At 68.3% G+C, this 7,022-nt stretch carries 3 protein-coding genes; 1 reads left to right on the forward strand and 2 read right to left on the reverse strand.

Annotated features, from left to right (window positions below):
* Positions 1-290 precede the first annotated feature (290 nt).
* Together IE318_RS46890 and IE318_RS34820 are read right to left on the reverse strand one after the other, a co-directional pair.
* Complete coding sequence (locus IE318_RS46890; RefSeq protein WP_189906783.1) at positions 291-4,340, reverse strand: ThuA domain-containing protein; 4,050 nt, start codon at positions 4,338-4,340, stop codon at positions 291-293.
* 194 nt (positions 4,341-4,534) lie between these two features.
* A complete protein-coding gene (locus IE318_RS34820; RefSeq protein WP_189906784.1) occupies positions 4,535-5,551 on the reverse strand; it encodes a multicopper oxidase domain-containing protein in 1,017 nt (338 codons plus the stop codon).
* 815 nt (positions 5,552-6,366) lie between these two features.
* On the opposite strand from IE318_RS34820, the gene IE318_RS34825 reads away from it, so the two are divergent.
* Positions 6,367-7,022: cupredoxin domain-containing protein (locus IE318_RS34825; protein WP_373311366.1), on the forward strand; the 656-nt coding region annotated here is incomplete at its 3' end.

Genomic DNA, 7,022 nt, shown 5'->3' on the forward strand with positions numbered 1-7,022 from the left:
CTCCTTCGCCGAGCGCGGCCGGCAGGGAACGCGGGGAAGGCCGCCCCACGGGGGTGGCCAGAACCGTGATCGACCGCGGGATCTTTCATTCGCCTGTAAACGTTTCAGATGACTAGGGCAACTTCAGTAGCTTGGGTAACCGGTCCCGTGCACAGGGTCAAGAGTGCCGCCGCTGCATGGGTCCGCATTTGATCCGCTCTACACGAAAACTTCTGCCCGTTGAACGGTTCAACCCGTGGCAGAGCCGGGCCCGGGGCTGCCGCCCCGAGCCCGGCGTCGACCGCTCCCTGCTACAGGTTCCGCACCCGGATGTTGCGGAACTCGATCAGGTCGTTGTCACTGTGGTTCTGCAGACCCACGTAGCCGCTGAGGAACTGACGCAGGTCCGTGGGCGGATCGCCCGCACGCGACGACGACTTGCCGGGCGTGTTGTCGAACTCGTTGATCACCACGCCGTTGCGGATGATCGTGTAGTGCTGCCCCACGACCCGGATCTCGTAGTCGTTCCACTGGCCCTTCGGGGTGACCTTCGCCTGGTCCAGGTCGAGTGGATCGAAGTTGTAGACGGAGCCGGTCTTCTGGGGTTCACCGGTGGCGCCGTCGTAGATCTGGATCTCGTTGCCGCAGTAGATCGCCACCCACTCCGGAGCGGTGCGGGCCGATCCCGTGGTACTGCAGCCCTCGGGCCGCTGGTCCAGCGGAGTCCGCGGATCCGGGAACCTCACGAACACACCGCTGTTGGCCTGGTGGCCCTCCGGAGCGACATCCCGGAACTGCAGCCTGATCGAGTAGTCCTTGAACTCCTGCTTGCTGTACCACAGCATGCCCATGCCGCCGGAGCTGCGCAGGGTGCCGTCCGGCAGGAGCGAGAACGTGCCCGCGCCAGCCTGGCTCCATCCGGCGAGACTGCTCGCCGACCCGTCGAAGATGGACTTGTATCCCGGCGTCTTGCCGATGGGCGACTGGGCACCTTCCTTGCTGAGGGTCGCCGCCTCGCGGTTGTCGATGATGCCGTCCTTGCGGAACTGGTCGACCAGGTCGTTGAGGTTGCTGACGAACGCGCCGTGGTTGGGCCAGGCGCCCTCGTCGTCGATCAGGTCGTTGATCGTGCAGCCGCCGCCGACCTTGTGGTTGGCCACACCGGTGTCGGTGTCGAGCAGCCGGACCGTGGAACGGGCGTCGGGCGCCGTGCAGCCCGCCGTCACGTCGATCTTCCCGGTGGACTGCTCGCCGTTGGCGTAGGTCACCTTGAGCGTGGCGTGGTAGGTGCCGTAGTCGGCGTAGGTGTGTGTCGGGTTGGCCTCGTGCGACGGCTGGCTGCCGTCACCGAAGTTCCACTCCCAGGAGACGCCGCCCGCCTTCGCGGCCGAGAACTGGATCGTCCGCGGCTTGCTCTGCGCGACCGCGCGTCCCGCGGCGTCGCTCGGGTTCGGCGTGGCCGGCCCACCGTGGTAGGCGACGCGGACCAGCTTCTGGTTCGGGTCCAGGCTGAAGAAGCCACCGGCGTAGTCGAGCATGTAGAGCGCGCCGTCCGGGCCGAACTTGGCGTCCATCCAGCTCTGGATCTTGTTGTCCCCGACGCCGCCGGGGAGGATCCGGCGCAGGTCCTCGCCGAAGGCCGGCTGGGACTGGTCCTTGACGTTGTCCGGGGTGACGGTCACCGCGACGCGGTTGTTGGCGTTGGACTCGTCACCGATGAACCACTTGTTGTCCCAGTACGAGGGCCAGGCGACACCGCTGTCGGTGTCCACCTCCGAGCGGTGGTAGGTCGGGCCGTCCATGATGGCCTGGCCGCCGCCCTTGAGGTAGGGCTCGGTGTACTTCTCGTCGCTCTGCACGTACGTGGGCAGCCCGCTGCCGTCGTTGCGCTTCGGGTAGTCCACGCCGCCGCCCTGCGGCGAGTACCAGATCATGTTGCTGCGGATCGGCGGGAGGTCCACCAGCCCGGTGTTGCGGGGCGAGGTGTTCTTCGGGTGGTCGCAGTCGTACCAGCCGGTGAGCACGCTCGCGTCGGTGTTGCTGCGGTCACGGTAGGGCTGCTTGTTGCCCATGCAGTACGGCCAGCCCTGGTTGCCCGCGGAGGTGATGATGGTCGCGGTCTCGTACTTGGCCGGGCCGAGCTCCGGGTCGGGCGTCGGCGCGTCGGGGCCGACCCAGGCCGCGGTCAGCCAGTTGTTGGTCTTGTCCCAGGCGATCCGCGCGATGTTGCGGACACCCATGACGTAGATCTCCGGGCGGGTCTTGCCGCCGCCCTCCTCGTTTCCGGTGAACAGGTTGCCCTTGGGGATCGTGTACGTGCCGTCGGCCTCGGGGTGGATCCGAAGGATCTTGCCGTTGAGGTCGTTGGTGTTGCCGGCCGTACGGCGGGCGTCCTGGAAGGACAGGCCCTTGTAGTCCTTGGTCCAGTTGTTCCCCGAGTAGCCCGCCCCGGCTCCCTGCGAGGAGTTGTCGTCACCGACGCCGACGTAGAGGTTGCCATCGTTGTCGAAGGTCATGCCGCCGCCCGTGTGGCAGCAGCTGTGGATCTGGGCGGTCCAGTGCAGGAGGTCCTTGCGGGTGCTCTTGTCGATCGACTGGTTCTTGAAGTCGTAGGTCAGCCGCGAGATGGTGCGCTGGCCCGTCTGCTTGTCCCGGTCGACCGACTCGTGCGGCATCCAGTAGATGTAGATCCAGCCGTTCTGCTCGAACTTGGGGTCGAGCGTGATGCCGACCAGACCCTCCTCGTTCTTGACCAGCTCGTCACCGCTGCCGCGGTTGCCCATCACGTCGAGCGTGGTGAGCAGCTTGACCTGCTTGGTCTTGGGGTCCCACTGATGGATCGTGCCGCAGCCCAGGCCCACCTTGGGGTCGTTCCAGTCCGGGATGGGTCCGCTCGGGCAGGCCGCCTTGCCGATGTAGAAGGTCTTGCCGTCGGGGGCGATCGTCAGCCCGTGGGGCTCACCGATCTGGTCGAGCTGGCCCGACTGGTTCTTGGCCGTGAGCCGTTCGACGGAGTAGTTCGACGCGATGGTGGCCTGGCAGTCGCCGCGGACCATGCCGGTCGTCCACTCGATGGCGCCGAGCAGATGGCTCTGGAACTTGGTGTCCGAGGTGTAGCTGTCGTCGGTGCGGCCCATGCCGGTGTAGAACGACCGGCCGCCGTCGTAGTCCCGGCACCAGGAGATCGGGTGGAAGGCGCCGTTGCCCGCCGGCCCGGCGTCGTAGGAGTTCTCCTCGACCTGGGCGACCGTCTGGACGGTGCCGCTGGGGTTCGGGTCCCAGTTCATCCACTGGTCGGACCGGGTCCACTTCAGCGGAAGGCCCTTGTTCGCCGGGTGCTGGCGGTCGGTGACGTCCACTACCGCCTGCTGCACCTTCGTCTCCGGCGCGGGCGCCGGGTCGGCGCCGAACAGCCGCAGCTCGGCCAACTGGGTCAGCGGCTCACCGGAGTTGGCGGTGACGTTCAGCCGGTAGTACTGGTAGGCCGTGGTGTTGGAGAACTTGTACTGCTTGGTCTGGAAGCGGTCCGGGAAGCTCTGGCCGGACTGGGTGTCCAGCGTCTTCCAGTCGTTCCCGTCCTGCGAGCCCTGCAGGGTCCAGTCCTTGGGATCCCGGCCCGGGTAGTCGTTGGCCGACGTCAGCGCGTACTGGGCCACCGCGACGGCGTGGTCCATCTTCGCCGTCACCCACGCGGTGTTCTGGTGCGCCAGCCACTTGGTGGTGTTGCTGCCGTCGAAGAGCTTGGCCTTCGTCTCGTTGGGCGGGTTGTCGTCGCTCGCCGTGACGTCGGCCACCTTCTCCGAGGCGGGCAGGCTGGCGGCCGGACGCGTGCCGATCAGGCCCGTGAACCAGCTGGAGCCGGCCTCCGCGCGTGCCGCGTCGTGGACGCCGACGAAGCCGCCGCCGCCCTTGACGTAGGCCTGGAACGCGGACTCCTCGTCGGAGGTGAGGGACACGCCCTTGGCCGACAGGAAGACCACGCCGCGGTACTGGGCCAGGCGGTCGGTGGTGAAGACGGACGGGTCGTCCGACTCGTCCACGGAGAAGCCGTTCTTCTGCCCCAGTTCCTTGATCGTCGATACGGCGGTCTTGACGGGGTCGTCCTGCTGGTCGGCCGGCCCGTGGAAGACCAGGACGTTCACCGAGGCGTCGGCGGCGGTGCCCTGGTCCTCGGTCGCTCCGGTCTGTGGCCGTGCCTGTGCCTGCACGGCCGGCAGCGCGGCCAGTCCCAGTGCCAGCGCGGAGCTGGACAGCAGAACGACCCCGCGCCGCCAGGCCGGCGTACGACGGGGGGTCGGTGCGGAATGCGACGGTGGCGCGCCACTCAGTCGCGACAGGGTGAACCGGTTTCTTCGGCCCATTGTTGCTCCTTGACTCGATCCGACAACGGAAGAGTGGTCAGGGGTGGAGCCGGGGCCGCCGCTCGGCCGGCGTCGCCCTGGACCCGATGGCCCAGGGCCGAGCGAGCGGCGGCGGGGTGGTACACGCCCGTCAGACCGTCCGGTCAGGTCCGACGGGCGTGGCTCGGGGAGTGACGGGACGAGCGCCGCTCCTTCTACATGCCGGGCATATCGGGCATGTCAGGCATGGAGTGCATGCCGCCGGGGACCGTTCCGTCGGCCTCGGTCACCATGAAGACACCGGACATCCCCATGTCGGAGTGGCTCTGGACATGGCAGTGGTACATCCAGTGGCCCGCGCCGACCCGCTCGCCGGCGATCACCTGGAACCCGAAGGAGTCCGCGGGGCCGGTGGTCTTGGTGTCGATCACCCGGCTGACGTCCTGCGGGCCCTCCAGGATCCCGGTGCGGTTGTCCACCCAGCGGTGGCCGTGGATGTGGAAGGTGTGGAAGAAGTCCCCGTGGGTGATCACGATGAACTCCACCCGCTCACCGCGGACGGCCTTGAACATGGGGGTGTTGGGAGCGGTCCTGTTGTTGATCGTCATGTCGTTGAACACGACCGTGAACTGCTTGTCGGGCAGCGCGTCGCCCTTGCGTCGCACCACCACGGGGCCGTACAGCCCCTTCTTGATCCCGCCGGTGCCGTGCTCGGTGCCGACGTTGTGGTCGTGGTAGTGCCAGTAGCCGGCGCTTCCGGCCTCCCATGTCCCGTCTTGGCGCCTGCCCGGGGCGTGGGTGCGCCAGACGTACGTTCTGCGCTCGCCCGGCTGGACGACGCTGTCGTTCATCTTGGTGCCGTCGCTGGCGACGTCGTAGTCCAGGCCGTGCACGTGCAGGCTGGCGGCGACGTCGAGGTTGTTGACCACCTCGATGTTCATGGTGTCGCCCTCGGTCAGCTCGATGAGCGGGCCCGGGATCGTCGCCTCGCCGGGGCGAAGGCCGTAGCCCATCTCCCCGTTCGGCAGCTTCTCCATGTACAGCGTCAGATTGCGGACGTCGCCGCCCTTGTCCGCGGCGGCGGGCTTGTCCGATGCCGGGACGGCGGTCTTGTCCGGGGTCGCGGCGGCGCTGCCGCCCAGCACCGTGGGGGCGACGGTGGCCGCCACAGCTGAAGCGGCGAACGATCGCCGGGTCAAGAGGCGTCTGGCGCCTGCGCCTGAGTCGGTCATCGCTCTCCAATCCGCGACAGGCCTGGATGCCTGAAGGCGTTTCGTGGTCGTGAGGCGCGCCGGCGTCCCGGGCGGCACGGCATCCGGACGCGGCGGTCAGCGGTGGTGCGCCGGGCGTTCGGCCCCCACGGGGCCGGGGGAGAAGTCGTTCTGTTCGGCAGAGGGGTCGTCGGGTTCGACACAGAAGCCGTCGGGTCGGTTCGCCGGTTCGGGGCCGCCCGGCGTGCGGATGCGCGCGGTACGGACGAAGTCGGCTCGGCTCGGCAAGGCGGACTGCGCCTCGGAACGGCCTCACCGTAACGGCGCTTCTCCAGTTTTTCCAGACTCAGGTCAAAGTTGGTTGGGTTGTGGCCATAGACCTTGGCGGGTCGTCAAAAGACCGGTAGCTTCGCAACGTTGCTGCAATCGGAGAGGTGGGTGAGCCTCGCGCGCGGGTCCGTGGCGTCTGCGCTCCGGCACGGGGCGGAGCGGACGTCGATCGCTCGCTCGTGCGGCCGCGGCCGGTCAGCCGTCGTCACGCCCCCGTGATCACCCACAGCTCGCTCATCGTGCCGTCGAGTTCAGGGCGCGGGTCGCATGACGGCCCGGGCACCAACGCCGCTTCGGAACCGATTTCCGAGCGGCTCCCGGCCGGACGGGCCCCGACCGGTCGTCCCGGCGGCCGGTCGTCCACCCGGCGGAACCGCGGATCCGTGCGCGGTACCGCAACAAGCGAATTCGCGAAAGGTGCAGCGGTGTTCAGAAGACTGCTCCATACCCAGACGGATCCGCCCCCTTCCAGACCCGCGCGACGCAGCCGGTTCGGCACGCATCCGGTGGTCCTGGCGGTGGGAGGCCTGCTGCTCACGGTGTTCGCGTTGGCCGCCCCGGCCGCCTACGCGGCCTGGAGCCGCGCCGACGACACCACGGCCGCGACCCAGGTGCTGACCTGGACGGCCGGCGACGGATACATGGGGTACACGTCCGCCCCCACCACCGCGGTGGCCGGACCGGCCACGATCGTGTTCGAGAACAGCGCGGCCACCGGAAACACGACGGGAATGCCGCACACGCTGACGTTCGACACCTCCAACTCCGACTACAACACCGACGTCAGCCTCAACATCCAGGCGAGCCCGTCGGACTCCAGCGGCGGCCGGCACACCGCCGAGGTCACCCTCACTCCCGGCGTCTACCGGTACTACTGCGCGATGCCGGGTCACATCATGTCGGGCGAACTGACCGTCACCGCCGCCCCCGGGGGCGACACCACCGCCCCCGACACGTCGGCGTCGGTGTCGGGTACGAAGGATGCCTCGGGGAACTACGTCGACAGTGCGACGGTCACGCTGTCGGCCTCGGACTCCGGTTCCGGAGTGGACAAAATCGAGTACGCGCTCGACGGCGGGGCCTATGCCACGTACACCGACCCCGTGAAGGTGAGCAGTGTCGGTCAGCACACCCTGACGTACCGGGCGTCGGACAAGGCGGG

The organism is Streptomyces spiralis, from assembly GCF_014654675.1.
In the GTDB taxonomy this organism is placed as follows: domain Bacteria; phylum Actinomycetota; class Actinomycetes; order Streptomycetales; family Streptomycetaceae; genus Streptomyces; species Streptomyces spiralis.

What these genes read in the sequence shown, in the direction of transcription:
- IE318_RS46890 (WP_189906783.1), bottom strand. Translation starts at nt 4,340, where the DNA reads ATGGGCCGAAGAAACCGGTTCACCCTGTCGCGACTGAGTGGCGCGCCA.
- IE318_RS34820 (WP_189906784.1), bottom strand. Translation starts at nt 5,551, where the DNA reads ATGACCGACTCAGGCGCAGGCGCCAGACGCCTCTTGACCCGGCGATCG.